Source organism: Azospirillum sp. TSH58 (assembly GCF_003119115.1).
Taxonomy (GTDB): Bacteria; Pseudomonadota; Alphaproteobacteria; order Azospirillales; family Azospirillaceae; genus Azospirillum.
Window position 1 is genome coordinate 1622686 of record NZ_CP022367.1, and the last position, 17294, is coordinate 1639979.

A 17294-nucleotide genomic window follows, 5' to 3' on the forward strand; every position below is an offset into this window, starting at 1 on the left:
TCCGAACGGCCGGAGGATAGCCCGGCCCTATCGACCGCATAGGGACAAAGGGCTGCTTCCGATGGGTTCGGCTCGCTATTATGCTGCCCGCCGCGACATCGAGGTGACCGACATCATGCAGCCCATTTCCAAGCCCGCCGACCATCTGCCGGTTCCCGCGCGCCGCGTCGGTGTGCTTCTGATGAATCTCGGAACGCCCGAGGCGACCGACTACTGGTCGATGCGCCGCTACCTGAAGGAGTTCCTGTCGGACCCCCGCGTGATCGAGGTGCCGAAGGCCGTCTGGTGGCCGGTGCTGAACGGCATCATCCTGACCGTGCGTCCGGGCAAGAGCGGCCATGCCTACAAAAGCATCTGGAACGAGGAGCGCAACGAAAGCCCGCTGAAGAGCGTCACCCGCGCCCAGGCGGAGGGCGTCGCGACGGCGCTGGCGGCGCGGCACGGCGAAAGCGTGGTGGTGGACTGGGCCATGCGCTACGGCCAGCCGGCGGTCGGCCCGGCGATCCAGCGGCTGAAGGACCAGGGCTGCGACCGCATCCTGCTGTTCCCGCTCTACCCGCAATATTCAGCGACCACGACGGCCACGGCCAACGACCAGGCCTTCCGCCAGCTGATGACCATGCGCTGGCAGCCGGCGGTGCGCACCGTCCCCGCCTACCACGACGAGCCGGGCTACATCGAGGCGCTGGCGCGGTCGGTGGTGCGGCACATCGCGGCGCTGGACCACACGCCGGACGTCCTGCTGGCGAGCTTCCATGGCCTGCCGAAGGCCTATCTCGACCGCGGCGACCCCTATCACTGCTTCTGCGTGAAGACCGCGCGCCTGCTGGCCGATCGGCTGGGCTGGGAGGCGGGGCGCGTCCAGTACAGCTTCCAGTCGCGCTTCGGCAAGGCGGAGTGGCTGAAGCCCTACACCGACAAGACGGTCGAGGAGCTGGCCCGCGCCGGCAAGACGAAGATCGCGGTGATCGCGCCGGGCTTCTCCGCCGACTGCGTGGAGACGCTGGAGGAGATCCAGTTCCAGGTGAAGGACGCCTTCATGGCGGCGGGGGGCGAGCGCTTCACCTACATTCCTTGCCTGAACGACCATCCCGACCATGTCATTTTCCTGGCCGACCTCGTCGAGCGCGAGCTGGGCGGCTGGGTGGACGGCGCCGGGTCGCGGGTGGCCCGCGACGCGGAGGACCACGTCACGGCGTGACCCCCTTCTCCAAAATGGAGGACCGCACCGGCGGAAAGGGTGGGTTGCCGTGGCGGCCCGGCTTCCCCATGCTGGCGGACGGACACACTGGACGATGGTTGGGAGGATGCGGGGGATGCGGCGTGTGGTTCGGGCGGTGGCCGCCCTGGCGCTGGGAGCGCTGCTGACGGCGGGGAGCGCCGCGGCGGCGGACAAGGTCCGTGTCGGATCGAAGCTGGACGCCGAAAGCGGCCTGCTCGGCACCATGATCCTTCAGGTGCTGGAGGCCAACGGCATCCCGGTGGAGAACAAGATCCAGCTCGGCCCCACCCGGATCGTGCGCAGCGCCCTGCTGGCCGGGGAGATCGACGTCTATCCGGAATACACCGGCAATGGCGCCTTCTTCTTCAACCTCGACAGCGATCCGGCCTGGAAGAACGCCGCCGCCGGCTACGAGACGGTGAAGCAGCTCGACCGCGACAAGAACAACATCGTCTGGCTGGCCCCGGCACCGGCGAACAACACCTGGGCCATCGCGCTGCGCCGCGACGTGGCGGCGCCCAACAACCTCGCCACCATGGAGGATTTCTCGCGCTGGGTCGGTGCCGGCGGCACGGCGAAGCTCGCCGCCTCGGCGGAGTTCGTGGAAAGCCCGGCGGCGCTGCCCTCCTTCCAGAAATCCTACGGCTTCACGCTGAAGCCCGACCAGATCCTGGTGCTGGCCGGCGGCGACACGGCGGCGACCATCCGCGCGGCGGCCGAGGGCACGTCCGGCGTGAACACCGCCATGGTCTACGGCACGGACGGCGCCATCGCCGCTCTGGACCTCGTGGTCATGAAGGACACCAAGAGCGCGCAGATGGTCTACGCGCCGGCCCCGACCATCCGCGACGGCGTGCTGGACGCCCATCCGAAGATCCGCGACCTGCTGGACCCGGTCTTCAAATCCCTGGACACCGAGACCCTGCGCGGTCTGAACGCGAAGATTTCCGTGGAGGGGCAGGACCCGCGGACGGTCGCCACGACCTATCTGAAGTCGAAAGGCTTTCTGAACTGACGGGATGGCCCGCTTCCGTCTGATCCACAACCGCGTCGCCCTGCTGCTCGCCGCCGTCACCGTGGCGGCGGCGCTGGCCTTGCCGTTCCTCGCTTTCGCGCCGAACCGGCTGCTGTCCGGAAAGGCCATCGCGTTGAGCGCGGTGGCGGGCGCCGGATGGAGCGGGACGGCGCTGCTGCCGGTCGCCCTGCTGCTGGCCGTGCCGTTCCTGCGGACAAGCCGGGCGGTGAATGGCCTGTATGTCGGGGCGGGCGTTCTTGCGGCGGCGGGGCTGGTCTGGCTGGCCGGGCAGCACGCCGCCTTGCTCGCCGCGACGGCCAGCCCGGCGGCGCGGACCTCCTTCGGGGCCGGCTTCTGGGTGATGGAGGCGGCGGCTCTGCTCGCGGTCCTCGACGGGGTGCGGCGGCTGGGGCTGGGTCCCGCCGGGCGGATCGCCGTGGGCGCTCTGGTGGCGGCGCTGATCGGCGGGCAGTTCGCCGCCGGGCATCTCGACCAGCTGTCGATCATGAAGGAATACGCGAACCAGCGGGACGTCTTCGCCGGGGCCGTGCTGCGCCACGCCGCGCTGGTCGCCGCGGCCCTGGTGCCGACCCTGCTGATCGGCGTGCCGCTGGGCGTCGCGGCGCAGCGTTCGCCCGCCGTGGGGCGGCTGGTCTTCCCGGTGCTGAACGTGGTGCAGACGATCCCATCCATCGCCCTGTTCGGGCTGCTGCTGGCGCCGCTGTCGGCGTTGGCCGCCGCCTTTCCGGGGCTGGGGATCGGCGGGGTGGGGCCGGTGCCGGCGGTGATCGCGCTGACGCTCTATTCGCTGCTGCCCATCGCGCGCAACACCGCCGCCGGGCTGGCCGGCGTGCCGGAGCCGGTGCGGGAGGCGGCGCGCGGCATCGGCATGACGCCGCGCCAGGTCTTCTGGCGGGTCGAGGCGCCTCTGGCCCTGCCGGTGTTCCTGTCCGGCGTGCGGATCACCCTGGTCCAGGCGGTCGGGCTGGCCGCGGTGGCGGCGCTGATCGGCGCCGGCGGGCTGGGCGCCATCATGTTCCAGGGGCTGTTCGCCAACGCGCTGGACCTCGTGCTGCTGGGGGCGGTGCCGGTGATCCTGCTGGCCGTCGCCGCCGACGCGGCGCTGAAGCTGGCCTCGGCGCTGGCGCTGTCGCGACTCGGGAGGACGGCGGCGTGATCGCCTTCGAGGGAGTGACCAAGCGGTTCGGCGCCTGGACCGCCGTGGACGACCTGTCCCTGACCGTGGCGGCCGGGGAGTTCCGCGTGCTGATCGGGCCGTCCGGCTCCGGCAAGTCGACGGTTCTGCGGATGATGAACCGGCTGATCGCGCCGGACGCCGGGACGATCCGGGTGGAGGGGGAGGACATCGCCCGCCTGAAGCCGGAGGCGCTGCGCCGCCGCATGGGCTACGTGATCCAGAGCGTAGGCCTGTTCCCGCACTGGACGGTGGAGCGCAACATCGCCGCCGTGCCGGACCTGCTCGGCTGGCCGAGGGCGCGGGTGCGCGACCGGGTGACGGAGCTGCTGACCCTGCTGAATCTCGATGCGGAGCGGTACCGCGGCGCCTACCCGCACGAGCTGTCCGGCGGGCAGCAGCAGCGGGTCGGCGTCGCCCGCGCGCTGGCGGCGGAGCCGCACATCCTGTTGATGGACGAGCCGTTCAGCGCGCTCGACCCGATCACCCGCGGCGCCTTGCAGGCGGAGATGGCGGCGATCCACAAGGCGACCGGGACCACCATCGTCTTCGTCACCCACGACATGGACGAGGCGCTGGCGCTGGCCAGCCGGATCGCCGTGCTGGACCGCGGGCGGCTGGTGCAGACCGGCACACCGATCGACATCCTGACCCAACCGGCCGACGACCGCGTGCGCGATCTGGTGGGGCGCGAGGATTGGGGGCTGAAGCGGCTGGCGGTGGAAACGGTGGCGGAGCGGCTGCGCCCCGGCGAGACGGCGCCCGGCGATCCCCTGGCGGCGGGGGCGTCGCTGCGTCAGGCGCTGGCCGCGATGGTGGCGCGCGGCACCGACCGGCTTCCCGTGGCGGACGGGCAGGGGCGCCCGATGGGCGCGCTCCACCTCGCCGACCTGCTGCGCGGGCCCGACCGGCCGTGAGCCGCCTGCGGAGTCTGCTGACGGACCGGCTGGCCTTGGGGCTGCTCGTCCTGGCGACGCTGGTTCTGGGGATGCCGGCGCTGAAGCCGCTGTTCGCCGCAGCCTTCCCGGCGCTCGACCGGCCCCTGTACGAGGCGGACGGCTTCCTCGCTTTGACGCTCGACCATCTGGCGCTGGCCGGCGGGGCGAGCCTGATCGCCGTGCTGCTCGGCGGGGCGGCGGGCGTCGCGGTGACCCGGCCCTTCGGCCGGGAGTTCCGCGGCGTCCTCGACGCGGTGGCGGCGATGGGCCAGACCTTCCCGCCGGTGGCGGTGCTGGCCGTCTCGGTCCCCGTCCTCGGCTTCGGCCCCGCTCCGGCGCTGATCGCCCTGACGCTCTACGGGCTGCTGCCCATCGTGGAGAACACCGTGGCCGGTCTGGAATCGGTGCCGGAACCGGTGCGCGAGGCGGCGCGCGGCATGGGCATGGGGCCGGGCGCGCTGCTGTGGCGGGTGGAGCTGCCGCTGGCCGCCCCGGTGATCCTGGCCGGGGTGCGGACGGCGGCGGTCGTCAATCTCGGCACGGCGGCCATCGCCTCCACGGTCGGGGCGAAGACGCTGGGCCTGCCGATCATCGTCGGGCTCAACGGCTCCAACCCCGCCTACGTCATCCAGGGGGCGGTGATCGTGGCCGCCCTGGCGGTGGTGCTGGACGCCGGCTTCGACCGGCTGGCGGCGCGGCTGACCCGCTGGAGGCCCGGTGCTGTGTAAGGGTCATTTGTAGCCGAGCTTGCGCAGGGCCGTCTCGTCGAGCTTCCTGGCGCGCGGCAGCGTGTCCTCGTTCACGACTTTCAGCACATGCGTCCGGATGCTCTTCAGGGCGTCCGTGTAGGCGCCGCTGTCGATCCCGTTGAGAAAATCATTCCGCAGATGGTCGTCGATGTTCAGGCCCTTGGCGCTGTTCTGGTTGATGAACACCTTATACAGCTTGGGAGCGTTCTTCTGATCGACACCCTTGCGGGTGATCGAGAGGAACTCGATGTTCTCGCCGGTTCGCCCCTGCTCGGCGACGGCGTGCAACAGCAGCGTCAGCTTGTTGCTTTTCAGGATATCCTCGATTCCCTTCTTTTCGAAGGGGTTGACGAACGGACTGTCCTTGGCCTGCGCCTTCTGGTCCGCCTTGCGTTGCTTTTCATAGGCGGCTTCGTCCTTCGCCAAGCGGGCGCTGATGTCCTTGCGGTCCTTGGCGATGGCCTCCTCGAACGTCTTGATGAGCTTGGCCGTGACGCCCGGCACCGATTTGGCGAAAGTGAGGGCCTTCTTCGCCACCGTGGCCTTCGGGTGAGCCTTCGTCAGAACGTCCAGATCCTTCGCGGCCTCCGCGGCCAGAGTGCCGACGGTCTTCAGCTTCCGGAACATGGGGGTGATGACCTTGGCCACCTCGGCTTCGTAGGTGCTGATGACGTCGTCGTCCAACGGCTCCGGCTTGGCGAGGGGTTGCAGCATCACCCGGTTCCAGGTGATCGACTCGTACGCCTTTTCCGCCGCGGCAAGTCCCTCCAGGAACTTCACACAGGCCGGGCGGTCCTGGCAGGTTCCCAAGTTGGCCGCCGCGACGCGTGGAATGAGTTCGTCGGGGTATCCCATAATCTTCATGGCCTGCGCCTCCCTGCCGGTTTGTGGGGGAGAGCCTGCCGAACGGGCTTGGGCGGAGCAATTCGAGATCGGTCGGATTGACGGGAGAATCCGGTGCGATCTGCACCTTTGCGGACCGATCCCGCGGCGGGGGGCTCTTCCCCCGCCGCGGGACGGCGCCGCCTCACTGCGGCGGGATGCGCAGGACCTGACCGGGATAGATCTTGTTCGGGTCCTTCAGCATCGGCTTGTTCGCCTCGAAGATGGCGGCGTAGCGGTTGGGGTCGCCGTAGACCTTCTTGGCGATGGCGGACAGCGTGTCGCCCTTCTCCACCGTGTGGAACCGCGTCTGGCTGGCCGGCTGCCCGGTCGGCGGCGCGGTGGGCTGATCCGGGCCGCCCGCCCCCTGGTCCTTGGCGATGACCGCGGTCTGGTCGTCCACCCGCGACACGCCCTTCACGTTGCCGAGCGCCACCGCGATCTTCTCCTTCTCCTCCTGCGAGGCGGCGCTGCCGCGGACGGTCACCGTGTCGTCGGCGACCTGGATGTCCAGCCCGTTCGTCGGCAGGCCGACCTGCGTCAGGTGGGATTTCAACTCATCGGCGGTCGGGGCGTCCGCGTCGCCGACCTTTTCGCCATGATCGCGGCGGAAGAAATCGAACAGGCCCATCATGTCCTCCCTCGGTTGGTCGCCATGGTGAAGCGATCCCGGACAACATCGCTGCGGCCCGCTGGTTTCACGCGCGGAGGAGGGGGGGCGGAACGCCGGGCTTCGCAGGCGCGTTCGACTTCCCAAATAAGGCCATGGAACCCAAATAAAGCCATAGAGAATGACGCCGAAAGGGGAGAGGATCACCCACCCCCTTGCGCAAAGGAGCCGCCGATGAACCCGTCCGACGACTGGCGGATTCCGCCGCAATTCCAGCCCGACCCGGATGATCTGGCCTATGACCTGGACCGGGCGCTGTCCGCCGTGGTCGGGCTGCGGGCCAGCGTGCCGGACGACGCCTACACCGCCGGCGTGCTGGGGACGGAGCGCGCCGGGCAGGGCGCGGTCATCCGCGAGGACGGGCTGGTCCTGACCATCGGCTATCTGATCGCGGAGGCCGAGGAGATCTGGCTGACCACCAACGACGGGCGGGCGGTGCAGGCGCATGTCGTCGCCTACGACCACACCAGCGGATTCGGGCTGGTGCAGGCGCTGTCGCCGCTCGGCGTGCCGGCGCTGATGCTCGGCTCGTCGCGCCATGTGCAGTTGGGCGACCCGGTGGTGGTGGCCGGGGCCGGGGGGCGCGAGCGGTCGATCGTCGCGCGGGTGGTCGCCCGGCAGGAGTTCGCCGGCTACTGGGAATACATGATCGACGACGCGCTGTTCACCCTGCCGGCCCATCCGAACTGGGGCGGCACGGCGATGCTGGGGGCGGGCGGCGAACTGCTGGGCATCGGCTCCCTCCAGCTCCAGTACCGGGCCGAGGAGGAGCGCGTCCTGCCGCTCAACATGAACGTGCCGATCGACCTGCTGAAGCCGATCCTCGACGACCTGATGACCCGCGGCAAGGTCGGCGGCCCGCCGCGCCCCTGGCTCGGCCTCTACGCCACGCAGGACGAGCGCGAGCGGGTGGTGCTGGTCGGGCTGGCGGGCGACGGGCCGGCGCAGCGGGCGGAGCTGCGGGCCGGCGACGTGGTGCGCGCCGTCGCCGGGCAGCCGGTGGGCTCGCTGGCCGACTTCTACCGCGCCCTGTGGAACCTCGGCCCGGCGGGGGTGGACGTGCCGCTGACCCTGGAGCGGGAGGGCGACGTGTTCGACATGCGCGTCGGCTCCAGCGACCGCGAGCGCTTTCTGAAGGCGGCGCGGCGGCACTGACACGCCCGTTCTTGCGGCGATTTTGTGCGACACTGGCGCCTCAGAACCAAGAAGACGGGTTGGAGAGCGCTTTTATGGACGACTTGATGAAGGGGGAACCGGCCTCCGGCTTCCAGACCCTGCTCGGCTACACGCTGGTGCGGTGGGACGAGGGCGTGGCGGAGGTGGAGCTGACCATCGCGCCGCAGCACCGCAACCGGGGTGGCGTCCTGCATGGCGGCGCGTTGATGACCCTGCTCGACACCGTCATGGGATTCGCGGCGACCCATTGCACGGTGCCCGGCCATTCCCGCCGGGTGGTCACGCTGTCGCTGTCCTCCAGCTTCCTGGGTGCCGTGGCGGAGGGCACGGTGGTGGCCCGCGGCACGCTGCTGGGCGGCGGGCGCAAGATCGTCGGCTGCCGGGGCGAGGTTCGGCGCAAGGATGATGGCGCGCTGCTGGCGTCCGCCGAGGGAATGTTCAAATATTCTCCGGGAAGTGAAAATCCGGAGGGAACGCCCCGATGACCGAGAACACCAACAATAAGAAGACTGGTTTGGACATTGCGCAGGACGGCCGCGTGCTGCGCCTGACCATCAACGACCCGGCCACCCGCAACTCCATCGGCCCGGCGCTGATGGAGGCGGCCCGCGCCGCCTTCGACGCCGCGGCGTCGGACGCGCGCGTCGGGGCCGTGGTGCTGACCGGCGCCGAGGGAGCCTTCTGCTCCGGCGGCAACCTGAAATGGCTGAAGGAGGCGCGCGGCGGCGACCGCGAGTCGGTGCGGGCGGGGGTGGAGAGCTTCCACGCCATGATCCGCAGCCTGCGCGCCTGCCCGAAGCCGGTGATCGCCGCGGTCGAGGGGCCGGCGGGCGGGGCGGGCTTCCCGCTGGCGCTGGCCTGCGACCTGATCGTCGCGGCGGAGGATGCGGTCTTCACGCTGTCCTACATCAAGGTCGCGCTGACCTCCGACGGCGGCGGCACGGCGTCGCTGGCCCGCGCGCTGCCGCCGCAGCTCGCCGCGGAGATCCTGTTCGAGGGTGGGCGCGTGGCGGCGCCGCGTCTGGCGCAGCTCGGCCTGATCAACCGGCTGACCGCCCCCGGCGGCGCGCTGGCCGAGGCGACGGCCTGGGCGGAGCGGCTGGCGAATGGCCCGACCGCGGCGCTGGGCCGCGCCAAGGGGCTGCTTGAGGTGGCTTACGGCGGGCTGGCGGAGCAGCTCGACCGCGAGCGCGACGCCTTCGTGGAGTCTCTGTTCAACGACGAGGCCGGAGAGGGCGTGACGGCCTTCTTCGAGAAGCGGGCGCCGGTGTTTCCGAAGGGGTGAGTGCGAGCGTGGGGCCCCCACCCCGGCCCTCCCCCTCTGGACGGGGGAGGGAGCTTGATCCCCTTCCCTGCGCCAGCGGGGGAGGGTTAGGGTGGGGGTCCTGCTCAACCACCTCACCCCACTTTCCACTCCGTGTGCACCATGCCCGGGCGGTCCGTGCGCTCATAGCCGTGGGCGCCGAAATAGTCGCGCTGGGCCTGGATCATGTTGGCCCACAGCCGGCCGCTGCGGTAGCCGTCCCAGTAGGACAGGGCCGAAGCCATCGCCGGAACCGGCACCGCGGCCAGGGTCGCGGCGGCCACCACGCGGCGGAAGCCGGCGTCTCCGCGGGTCATCAGACCGGCGATGTCGGGGTCCAGCATCAGGTTCGGCAGTTCCGGCGCGCGGTTCAGCGCGGTCAGGATGCGGTCGAGCAGGCGGGCGCGGATGATGCAGCCGCCGCGCCAGATGCGCGCCACCGCCGCCAGATCGACGTCCCAGCCGAACTGCCGGCTGCCCGCCGCGATGACCGCGAAGCCCTGGGCGTAGACCGCGATCCGTCCGCCGAGCAGCGCGTCGCCGACCGACGCGACCAGATCCTCGCGGGACGGGGCGTGGGGAATGGCCAGGGCCTCGGCGGCGCGCACGCGCTCGTCCTTCAGGGCGGACAGGCAGCGGGCGTGCACGGCCTCGGCGATGGTCGGGGCGGGCATGCCCAGCTCCAGCGCGGTGGTCGCCGCCCAATGGCCGGTGCCCTTCTGGCCGGCGGCGTCGCGGATGACCTCAAGGATCGGGGCGCCGGTCTCGCCGTCCTTCGTGCGCAGGATGTCGGTGGTGATCTCCATCAGGTAGGAGGCCAGCTCCCCGCCGTTCCACTCGGCGAAGATGTCCGCCAGACGCTCGTAGGAGCAGCCGCCGATCTCGCGCAGAAGATGATACGCCTCGGCGATCAGCTGCATGTCGGCGTATTCGATCCCGTTGTGGATCATCTTCACGAAATGGCCCGCCCCCTCCGGCCCGACGCGGGCGAAGCAGGACTCGCCGTCCGGGGCGCGGGCGGCGATGGCGGCGAGCAGCGGGGCGACGGGAGCCAGCGCCTCGGCATCGCCGCCGGCCATCAGGGCGGGGCCGCGGCGGGCTCCCTCCTCGCCGCCCGACACGCCCAGCCCGACGAAGCGCACGCCCGCCGCGGCGGCGAGCGCGGCGCGACGGTTGGTGTCGCGGAAATGGGAGTTGCCGCCGTCGATCAGCACGTCGCCCGGCGACAGGCGGGGCAGCAGGGCCGTCGTCAACTCGTCCACCGGGGCGCCGGCGGGCACCATCATCAGGATCGTGCGCGGCGCCTTGAGCGCGCCCAGCAACGCCTCCACCGACGCGCAGGGGACGGCGTTGCCCACCTGGGCGGCGAAGGCGCCGCGGCGGCCCTCGTCCAGGTCGTAGCCCGCCACCACGGCCCCGTGGTCGGCCAGATTGGCGGCGAGGTTGCGTCCCATCACGCCCAGGCCGAGGACGGCGATGTCGGCCGAGCCGACGGCGGCGGTTTCCGCTCTGGTCCCGGTCGCGTTGCCCTGCACCATTACGACGAACTCCCGTACATTCTCTTTGAAGAACCCCCGCGGCGCGGGGGGCGGTTGCGGTCTCTCAAGTGGTCTCGCGGACCATCAGGCGAAAGCCCAGATCCACGCGGCGCGGATTTTCCAGGCCTTTCGGCGTCCGGTCCGCCATGCCCGCGATCAGCAGGCGGGCCGCCTCCACGCCGATCGCACGCCGGGGGGTGGCGACGGTGGTCAGCGGCGGGACGGTCCAGGCCGCCCCCGCCAGATCGTTGAACCCGGCGACGGCCAGCCGCTCCGGCACCGGAATGCCCAGCCGGGCGCATTGGAACAGCGCGCCCTGCGCCAGATCGTCGTTGCACAGGAACAGCGCGTCGGTGTCCGGATGGGCGGCCAGCGCGCGCTCCAGCAGGTCCGCGCCCAGCGCGACGGAGGTGGCGTCCGGCACCATCAGCTCCAGCGCCGGGTCGTGCCGCCCGGCGTCGCGCAGCGCCTGCCGCCAGCCGTCGCAGCGCTGGCGCGTCCGCGGGTCGAGCTGCCCGGCGATCAGCCCGATCCGCCTCCGTCCCCGCGCCGCCAGATGCGCGCCGACGGCGTAGCCGGCGTCGAACTGCGAGAAGCCGACCGTCTGCACCGGGCAATCGCCATGCCCGCCTTCGGCGATCAGAACCCCCTCCACGCTCAGATCCATGGTGTGGACGACCGGGATCGTCAGGCCGCGCAGCAGCTCCCAGGTGCCCGGCGTGTGGTCGAGCCCGCTCAGGATCACCCCGTCCGGATCGTGGGCGAGCTGCGTGCGCAGCACGCGCTCCTCCGCCTCCGGGCCGTAGCCGGTGATGCCGATCAGCGGCTGGTAGCCCTGCGGGCTCAGCGTCTCCTGCACGCCGGCCAGCAGGTCGATGAAGACGGCGTTGGTCAGGGAGGGGATCAGCACCGCCACCGTCATCGTCCGCGCCGAGGCCAGCGCCGAGGCCACGCGGCTGGGCACGAAGCCCAGGCGGCGGCTCGCCTCCTCGACGCGGGCGCGCACCTCCTCGCTGACCGTGTCGGGCCGGCGCAGGGCGCGGGACACGGTCATGGCGCTGACCCCGGCGGCGGCGGCCACGTCGGCCATGGTGGTGCGTCCGCTGCGCGAGGATCGGGGTTTACGGGTGGTGGCGGTCATAAGCGTTCCAATTGTCCGGCGGCCATTATCCCGCGCCGGATTGGGCTTTACAAGCCTCGTTTGTTAGCGGTAACATCCGCACCTCTCCCCCCTTGTTCTGTTTTAAGGATCGATCGGCATGAGCGCTCTTTCGTCCCCTGATGTTACCGCTAACACAGGCGGGCCGGTGGATGCTGTGGTGGTGATGGGCGTGGCCGGTTGCGGCAAGACCTCGGTGGGGAAGGAGCTGGCCCGGCGGCTCGGCTGGCAGTTCCTGGAGGGCGACGGCTTCCATCCGCCGGAGAACATCGCGAAGATGTCCGCCGGCATCCCGCTTCAGGACGAGGACCGCTGGGGCTGGCTGGACACCATCGCCGCCCACATCGCGCTCGCGCGGGACGCGAATGCGCCGATCGTCGTGTCCTGCTCCGCGCTGAAGCGGCGCTACCGCGAGCGGCTGAGCACCGGCGGGACGCGCGTTCTCTTCGTCCATCTCGACGGCGATCGGGACACCATTCACGCCCGCATGGCGCTGCGCTCCGGCCATTTCATGCCGACCGCGCTGCTCGACAGCCAGTTCGCGGCGCTGGAGCCGCTGGGGTCCGGAGAGTTCGGCATCGTGTGCAACATCGACGCCAGCCCGACGGAGATCGCCGCCCGCGTCGCCGCCCTGGTCGCCCCCGCCGCCTGACCCTTCTTCCGTCCGGAAAGACCGCGCCATGAGTCTTCACCCCGTCCTCGACGCCGTCACCCGCCGCATCCGGGAGCGCAGCGCCATCTCCCGCGCCGCCTATCTGGAGCGGCTGCGGGCCGCCGCGGCGCAGGGGCCGCGCCGTCTGGCGCTGGGCTGCGCCAACCGGGCGCACGGCTTCGCCGGCTGCACCGCCGCGGAGGACAAGGCGGCGCTGCGCGGCGGCTCCACGCCGGCCATCGGCATCGTCACCTCCTACAACGACATGCTGTCCGCCCATCAGCCCTACGGGGACTACCCGGAGCGGCTCAAGGCGGCGGTGCGCGCGGCGGGCGGCGTGGCGCAGGTGGCGGGCGGCGTGCCGGCCATGTGCGACGGCGTCACCCAGGGCGAGCCGGGGATGGAGCTGTCGCTGTTCTCGCGCGAGGTCATCGCCATGGGAACGGCGGTCGCCCTGTCGCACGGCACCTTCGACGGCGTGCTGTGCCTCGGCGTCTGCGACAAGATCGTTCCGGGTCTGCTGATCGGCGCGCTGTCCTTCGGCCATCTGCCCACCGTCTTCGTGCCCGCCGGGCCGATGCCCTCCGGCCTGCCCAACAAGGAGAAGGGGCGCATCCGCCAGCAATACGCGGAAGGCAAGCTGGACAAGGAGGCGCTGCTGGCGGCGGAGGCGGCGTCCTACCACGCGCCGGGCACCTGCACCTTCTACGGCACCGCCAACTCGAACCAGATGCTGGTCGAGATGATGGGGCTGCATCTGCCGGGGGCGAGCTTCGCCAACCCCGGCACGGCGCTGCGCGACGCGCTGACCGACGCGGCGGCGCGGCGGGTGGTGTCCCTGCGCACGCCCATCGGCGAGATCGTCGACGAGCGCGCCATCGTCAACGCGGTGGTCGGGCTGCTGGCGACCGGCGGCTCGACCAACCACACGCTGCATCTGCCGGCCATCGCGGCGGCGGCGGGGATCGCCCTGACCTGGGAGGATTTCGCCGACCTGTCGGCGGTGGTGCCGCTGCTCGCCCGCGTCTACCCGAACGGCAGCGCCGACGTGAACCACTTCGAGGCGGCGGGCGGCATGGCCTTCCTGATCGGGGAACTGGCCGACGCCGGGCTTCTGCATGGCGACGCCGCCACCGTGTGCGAGGGTGAGGGGATCGCCGCCTACCGCCGCCCGCTGCGGCTGGAGGGGGACGAGCTGGTCCGCGGCGCGCCGGTCCGGGAGTGCCTCGACCCCGCCGTGCTCGCTCCGGTGTCGTCGCCCATGGCGGCGGAAGGCGGATTGCGCGTTCTGGGCGGGCCGCTGGGGCGCGCGGTGGTCAAGGTCTCCGCCGTGAAGCCGGACCACCGCGTGATCGAGGCGCCGGCCCGCGTCTTCACCGACCAGGAATCGGTGCAGGCGGCGTTCCGTCGCGGCGAGCTGCACCGCGATGTCGTGGTGGTGGTGCGCTTCCAGGGGCCGAAGGCCAACGGCATGCCGGAACTGCACAAGCTGACGCCGCCGCTGGGCGTGCTCCAGGATCTCGGCTACCGGGTGGCCCTGGTGACGGACGGGCGGATGTCCGGCGCGTCGGGCAAGGTCCCGGCGGCGATCCACGTCACGCCGGAGGCGGCTGCGGGCGGTCCGCTGGGGCGGGTGCGGGACGGCGACGTGCTGCAGCTGGACACCGAGCGCGGCACGCTGGAGGTGCTGGTGGACGGTGCTGTGTGGGACGCGCGCCCGCTGGCGGACGCGCCGGCGGACGCCGGTGTCGGCTGCGGGCGGGAGCTGTTCGGCGTGTTCCGCCGGGCGGTGGGCAGCGCCGAGGCCGGTGCGTCGGTGTTCGGGTGAGGAGTGATCCTATTGCGGATTCCCTCTCCCCTCCGGGGAGAGCGTCAGGGTGAGGGGGGTGCGCTTGTGCCGGACGTAGCGCCATGCGCATCCCCCTCACCGGCCCTCCGGACCACCCTCTCCCCGGAGGGGAGAGGGTTATTAAAGCTGTCCCGGCAGAGGCCAGCGCAGTCCGATCACTTCACGGTCAGTTCATACGTCCCCATCGTCCCGTACACGGCGACCGACGTGCTGCCCGCCGGGACCATGACGGTGCCGACGTGCGACCCGGTGGTCACCACGTCGCCGGCCTTCAGGCCGCCCAGGCCGACCGCACCGGTGTTGGCCATCCACACCAGCAGCCGCACCGGCTCGCCCGCGGAGTTGCCGGCGACGGTCTCGGCCTTCGTCTCGCCGTCGACGACCAGGGCGACGCGCTCCTTCAGCGGCTCCAGCGAGCGCCAGTCGGCGATGGCCGGGCCGACGACCAGGGCGCCGTGGTTGAACTGGTCGGCCATGTGGCTGAGCCCGTTCTGCGAGCCGAAACCGGCGAAGCGCGTGTCGACGATCTCGAAGGCCGGATGGACGGACTCGACGGCGTCGAGCACCTCCTCGCGGCTGTAGGGCTCGGCGCGGGGCGGCAGGTCCTTGGCGAACTTGTAGGCGATCTCCGCTTCCATGCCGATGACCTGATAGTCCGCGGCGGGGAGCGTCGTGGTGTCGAAGAACAGCGTGTCGGCGTGGATGGGGGCGCGGAACGGCTCCGACTCCGGGGTGCGGGCGCCGACCTTCCAGGCGACCACCGGGCCGAGGCGGCGGGCCACGGCGTCCTGGATGGCGTAGGCCTCGGCCTCGCTGGTGGGGCGGGTCGGCAGGGCGGACAGCCAGTTGCGGGTCTCGCGCGCCTGGATCAGGGCATCGACGGAGTCGCTGAATGCGGAATCGTTCATCTCTTCGGGCCTTCGCTTTTCTTCGGTTATTGGTGCTTGTCGGGTTGGACTCTCATGGCGCCGCAGGACTCGCGGATGACCAGCCGGGCGGGCAGGATCACGCGCTCCGGCGCGCCCTGCGGGTCGGCGATGCGGCGCAGCAGCAGGCGGGCGGCCTCCTGCCCGATCTGGCGGGCGGAGGTGGCGACTGTGGTCAGGGCGGGGCGGCTCATCGCCGCTTCGATGACGTCGTCGAAACCGGTCACGGCGATGTCCCGTCCCGCCCGCAGACCGCGGGCCTCCAGCCCCAGCATCACGCCGAACGCGACCAGATCGTTGTAACAAAGCATCGCGGTGGGCGGGTCGGCAAGGTCCAACAGCGGCCCCACCGCGTCCAGCCCGCCGCGCCGGGTGGCCGGGCAGCGGACGACGAGGTCCGGGGTCAGGCCGTGGCGGCGCAGCGCCGCGGCGAAGCCGACGCGGCGCCCGGCCGACGCGGAGTGGGACAGGTTGCCGCCGACGAAGGCGATGCGGCGATGGCCGATCCGCAGCAGATGCTCGGTCACCATCTCCATGCCGAACTCGTAATCCACCCCGGCGTAATCGCCTTCGCGGGCGGAGATGAAACGCAGCGCCTGGACGACGGGAAGCTGCCACTGGCGCAGCCGGTCCAGCAGGGCCGGCGACGTGCCGGCGGCGGGGCAGATGATCACCCCGTCCACATTCTGCTCGCGCATGCGCTGGAGGTAGCGGTCCTGCCGCTCCCCCGATTCCGCGGTGTTGGCGAGGAAGGCGACGACCCCCCGCTCGCCCAGAACGTCGTCCACCCCGGCGGTCAGCTCGCCGTAGAAGGAGTTGTTGATCTCGCAGACGAGCAGCCCGACGGTGTCGGTGCGGGCGGCGCGCAGGGTCGCGGCGCCGCGGTTGTAGACGTAGCCCAGGGCCTCGATGGCGGCCTGCACGCGCTCCCGCGTCTCGGCGGCGACCAGCGGGCTGCCGCGCAGGACGAGCGAGACGGTGGACCGCGACACCCCGGCGTGGTGTGCCACCTCCGTCAGGGTGATGCGGGCCGGTCCGCCGCGCTCGTCCAGAATGGTCATGGACGGTCCATTCAGACGACGGCGGTCGGCAGCGGCTGGCCGGCGAAGAAGGCGGACAGGTTCGCCAGCACCAGATTGCCCATGGCCATCCGCGTCTCGACCGTGGCGCTCGCCTGATGCGGCTGGAGCACGACATTGTCCAGGCCGAACAGGGCCTCCGGCGCGTGCGGCTCGTTGGCGAAGACGTCCAGCGCGGCCCCGCCGAGGCGCCCGTCGGTCAAAGCGGCGACCAGTTCCGGCTCGTCCACCACGGCGCCGCGGGCGACGTTGACCAGCAGCCCGTCGGGACCCAGCGCCTCGATCACCGCCCGGTTGACCATGTTGCGGGCGTCCGGCCCGGCGGAGGCGGCGACGATCAGGATGTCGCTCTCCCGCGCCAGATCGACCGGGGAGGCGACGAAGCGGTAGGGCACGTCGCCGCGCGGCTTGCGGTTGGTGTAGGCGATGTCCATGCCGAAGCCGGCGGCGCGCTGGGCGATGGCCATCCCGATGCGGCCCAGACCCAGGATGCCCAGCCGCTTGCCGGTCACCTTGCGGGCCAGCGGCAGCCCGCCGCCCGGCCAGCGCCCGGCGCGCACGAAGCGGTCGCCGACCATCATGCGGCGCGACCCGGCGATCATCAGCCCGATGGCGAGATCGGCCACGTCGTCGGTCAGCACGTCCGGCGTGTTGGTGACGCGGACGCCGCGGTCCGCCGCGTGCTTCAGGTCCACCGCGTCGGTGCCGACGCCGTTGATCGCGACGATCCCCAGGCCGGGGCAGGCGTCCATGATCGCGTTGCTGACGCCGGTGCCGCCGCCGGTGACGACGGCGCGGACGCGCGGTCCCACCTCGGCGATCAGCCGGTCGCGGTCGGGCGCCCCGGCGAGGCGGTGGACGGTGTAGCCCGCGTCCAGCGCCGCCTCGATGTCCGGCATCATGGATTCGACGAGGAGGATCTCCGGCTTCATCAAACGCTG

General features: G+C 71.5%; 17 protein-coding genes. 10 read left to right on the forward strand and 7 right to left on the reverse strand.

Going from position 1 to position 17294, the window contains the following annotated elements; all coding sequences use genetic code 11:
* The first annotated feature begins 61 nt into the window (after positions 1 to 61).
* The 5 genes from hemH to TSH58p_RS28785 all read left to right on the forward strand — a co-directional run bounded on the left by hemH (position 62) and on the right by TSH58p_RS28785 (position 5098).
* Positions 62 to 1201 (forward strand): ferrochelatase, encoded by a 1140-nt coding sequence (hemH, locus tag TSH58p_RS28765; protein WP_109071496.1) that lies wholly within the window; start codon positions 62 to 64, stop codon positions 1199 to 1201.
* Positions 1202 to 1316: 115 nt separating this feature from the next.
* On the forward strand, positions 1317 to 2237 hold the full coding sequence (locus tag TSH58p_RS28770; RefSeq protein ID WP_109071495.1) for an ABC transporter substrate-binding protein: 921 nt from the start codon (positions 1317 to 1319) through the stop codon (positions 2235 to 2237).
* A gap of 4 nt (positions 2238 to 2241) precedes the next feature.
* Positions 2242 to 3414, forward strand: coding sequence for an ABC transporter permease (locus TSH58p_RS28775; protein ID WP_109071494.1), 1173 nt, complete (start codon positions 2242 to 2244; stop codon positions 3412 to 3414).
* Entirely contained in the window at positions 3411 to 4349 is a 939-nt protein-coding gene (locus tag TSH58p_RS28780) for an ABC transporter ATP-binding protein (protein WP_109071493.1), read from the forward strand. The genes TSH58p_RS28775 and TSH58p_RS28780 overlap by 4 nt, the downstream gene beginning before the upstream one ends.
* On the forward strand, positions 4346 to 5098 hold the full coding sequence (locus TSH58p_RS28785) for an ABC transporter permease (protein WP_282183626.1): 753 nt from the start codon (positions 4346 to 4348) through the stop codon (positions 5096 to 5098). The genes TSH58p_RS28780 and TSH58p_RS28785 overlap by 4 nt, the downstream gene beginning before the upstream one ends.
* 3 nt (positions 5099 to 5101) lie before the next feature.
* On the opposite strand, the gene TSH58p_RS28790 is transcribed toward TSH58p_RS28785, so the two are convergent.
* Together TSH58p_RS28790 and lysM are read right to left on the reverse strand one after the other, a co-directional pair.
* Entirely contained in the window at positions 5102 to 5983 is an 882-nt protein-coding gene (locus TSH58p_RS28790) for a hypothetical protein (RefSeq protein WP_109071492.1), read from the reverse strand.
* A gap of 163 nt (positions 5984 to 6146) precedes the next feature.
* Complete coding sequence (gene lysM, locus TSH58p_RS28795; RefSeq protein WP_109071519.1) at positions 6147 to 6632, reverse strand: peptidoglycan-binding protein LysM; 486 nt, start codon at positions 6630 to 6632, stop codon at positions 6147 to 6149.
* 213 nt (positions 6633 to 6845) lie between these two features.
* On the opposite strand from lysM, the gene TSH58p_RS28800 reads away from it, so the two are divergent.
* From TSH58p_RS28800 to TSH58p_RS28810, 3 genes are all read left to right on the forward strand, one after another.
* On the forward strand, positions 6846 to 7826 hold the full coding sequence (locus TSH58p_RS28800; protein WP_109071491.1) for a S1C family serine protease: 981 nt from the start codon (positions 6846 to 6848) through the stop codon (positions 7824 to 7826).
* 74 nt (positions 7827 to 7900) lie between these two features.
* Complete coding sequence (locus TSH58p_RS28805) at positions 7901 to 8332, forward strand: PaaI family thioesterase (protein ID WP_109071490.1); 432 nt, start codon at positions 7901 to 7903, stop codon at positions 8330 to 8332.
* The gene (locus tag TSH58p_RS28810; RefSeq protein WP_109071489.1) at positions 8329 to 9132 is read left to right on the forward strand and encodes an oxepin-CoA hydrolase, alternative type; all 804 of its coding nucleotides are present in this window, start codon (positions 8329 to 8331) and stop codon (positions 9130 to 9132) included. Before TSH58p_RS28805 ends, TSH58p_RS28810 begins: the two co-directional genes overlap by 4 nt.
* Positions 9133 to 9245: 113 nt before the next feature.
* Here TSH58p_RS28810 and gndA read toward each other — a convergent pair whose 3' ends face one another.
* Both gndA and TSH58p_RS28820 read right to left on the reverse strand, forming a co-directional pair.
* Complete coding sequence (gene gndA / locus TSH58p_RS28815; RefSeq protein WP_109071488.1) at positions 9246 to 10688, reverse strand: NADP-dependent phosphogluconate dehydrogenase; 1443 nt, start codon at positions 10686 to 10688, stop codon at positions 9246 to 9248.
* Between the two features lie 64 nt (positions 10689 to 10752).
* Complete coding sequence (locus TSH58p_RS28820) at positions 10753 to 11829, reverse strand: LacI family DNA-binding transcriptional regulator (protein ID WP_247874191.1); 1077 nt, start codon at positions 11827 to 11829, stop codon at positions 10753 to 10755.
* A gap of 118 nt (positions 11830 to 11947) precedes the next feature.
* On the opposite strand from TSH58p_RS28820, the gene TSH58p_RS28825 reads away from it, so the two are divergent.
* Positions 11948 to 12499: a gluconokinase gene (locus tag TSH58p_RS28825; protein ID WP_109071486.1), complete on the forward strand. Its 552-nt coding sequence runs from the start codon at positions 11948 to 11950 to the stop codon at positions 12497 to 12499.
* A gap of 28 nt (positions 12500 to 12527) precedes the next feature.
* Complete coding sequence (gene edd, locus TSH58p_RS28830; RefSeq protein ID WP_109071485.1) at positions 12528 to 14327, forward strand: phosphogluconate dehydratase; 1800 nt, start codon at positions 12528 to 12530, stop codon at positions 14325 to 14327.
* A gap of 176 nt (positions 14328 to 14503) precedes the next feature.
* Here edd and TSH58p_RS28835 read toward each other — a convergent pair whose 3' ends face one another.
* From TSH58p_RS28835 to TSH58p_RS28845, 3 genes are read right to left on the reverse strand one after another with little or no spacing between them, the layout of a single operon-like run.
* Entirely contained in the window at positions 14504 to 15256 is a 753-nt protein-coding gene (locus TSH58p_RS28835; protein ID WP_109071484.1) for a 2-keto-4-pentenoate hydratase, read from the reverse strand.
* Positions 15257 to 15282: 26 nt separating this feature from the next.
* Positions 15283 to 16335 carry a LacI family DNA-binding transcriptional regulator gene (locus TSH58p_RS28840; protein WP_109071483.1) on the reverse strand — a complete coding sequence of 351 codons (1053 nt, stop codon included), beginning with the start codon at positions 16333 to 16335 and terminating at the stop codon, positions 15283 to 15285.
* Positions 16336 to 16346: 11 nt separating this feature from the next.
* Positions 16347 to 17285: a 2-hydroxyacid dehydrogenase gene (locus TSH58p_RS28845; RefSeq protein WP_109071482.1), complete on the reverse strand. Its 939-nt coding sequence runs from the start codon at positions 17283 to 17285 to the stop codon at positions 16347 to 16349.
* Positions 17286 to 17294: the final 9 nt, after the last annotated feature.

Coding starts and splice junctions, on each gene's coding strand:
- edd (WP_109071485.1), top strand. CDS start 12,528: ATGAGTCTTCACCCCGTCCTCGACGCCGTCACCCGCCGCATCCGGGAG.
- TSH58p_RS28810 (WP_109071489.1), top strand. CDS start 8,329: ATGACCGAGAACACCAACAATAAGAAGACTGGTTTGGACATTGCGCAG.
- gndA (WP_109071488.1), bottom strand. CDS start 10,688: ATGGTGCAGGGCAACGCGACCGGGACCAGAGCGGAAACCGCCGCCGTC.
- TSH58p_RS28825 (WP_109071486.1), top strand. CDS start 11,948: ATGAGCGCTCTTTCGTCCCCTGATGTTACCGCTAACACAGGCGGGCCG.
- hemH (WP_109071496.1), top strand. CDS start 62: ATGGGTTCGGCTCGCTATTATGCTGCCCGCCGCGACATCGAGGTGACC.
- TSH58p_RS28805 (WP_109071490.1), top strand. CDS start 7,901: ATGGACGACTTGATGAAGGGGGAACCGGCCTCCGGCTTCCAGACCCTG.
- TSH58p_RS28820 (WP_247874191.1), bottom strand. CDS start 11,829: ATGACCGCCACCACCCGTAAACCCCGATCCTCGCGCAGCGGACGCACC.
- lysM (WP_109071519.1), bottom strand. CDS start 6,632: ATGGGCCTGTTCGATTTCTTCCGCCGCGATCATGGCGAAAAGGTCGGC.
- TSH58p_RS28790 (WP_109071492.1), bottom strand. CDS start 5,983: ATGAAGATTATGGGATACCCCGACGAACTCATTCCACGCGTCGCGGCG.
- TSH58p_RS28840 (WP_109071483.1), bottom strand. CDS start 16,335: ATGACCATTCTGGACGAGCGCGGCGGACCGGCCCGCATCACCCTGACG.
- TSH58p_RS28800 (WP_109071491.1), top strand. CDS start 6,846: ATGAACCCGTCCGACGACTGGCGGATTCCGCCGCAATTCCAGCCCGAC.
- TSH58p_RS28845 (WP_109071482.1), bottom strand. CDS start 17,285: ATGAAGCCGGAGATCCTCCTCGTCGAATCCATGATGCCGGACATCGAG.
- TSH58p_RS28770 (WP_109071495.1), top strand. CDS start 1,317: ATGCGGCGTGTGGTTCGGGCGGTGGCCGCCCTGGCGCTGGGAGCGCTG.
- TSH58p_RS28775 (WP_109071494.1), top strand. CDS start 2,242: ATGGCCCGCTTCCGTCTGATCCACAACCGCGTCGCCCTGCTGCTCGCC.
- TSH58p_RS28835 (WP_109071484.1), bottom strand. CDS start 15,256: ATGAACGATTCCGCATTCAGCGACTCCGTCGATGCCCTGATCCAGGCG.